This is a genomic window from Cupriavidus sp. SIMBA_020 (assembly GCF_046535395.1).
GTDB classification, from domain to species: domain Bacteria; phylum Pseudomonadota; class Gammaproteobacteria; order Burkholderiales; family Burkholderiaceae; genus Cupriavidus; species Cupriavidus campinensis.
The window spans coordinates 1-273 of sequence record NZ_JAWRWU010000537.1 but is presented as its reverse complement, the minus strand read 5'-3'; the positions used below and the strand labels follow the sequence as shown (position 1 = coordinate 273).

Sequence of the window (273 nt, the reverse complement as noted above, 5' to 3'; positions counted from 1 at the left end):
AGGCAGTTCGATTAACCGTCTTTCGTGGGGACAATATGGAAATCGGGTCGGTGTACCGCGCATCCTGTCGCTCCTCGAAAAATACAGCGTTCCTGTCAGCTTCTATGTGCCTGCCGTCTCGGCGCTGCTGTACCCCGACGAGCAGCGCCGCATTGTGGACGCGGGACATGAGATCGGGGTGCACGGCTGGATCCACGAGCTCAACTCGAAGCTGGAGTTTGCCGACGAACGGGATCTGCTCGGGCGCTCGATGGACACCCTTGAAAAGATTAC

1 protein-coding gene is annotated in these 273 nt (G+C 58.2%); it reads left to right on the top strand.

Annotated elements, in window-relative coordinates; all coding sequences use genetic code 11:
• On the top strand, positions 1-273 hold a 273-nt coding region (locus SB751_RS30400), incomplete at both ends, for a polysaccharide deacetylase family protein (protein ID WP_410749072.1).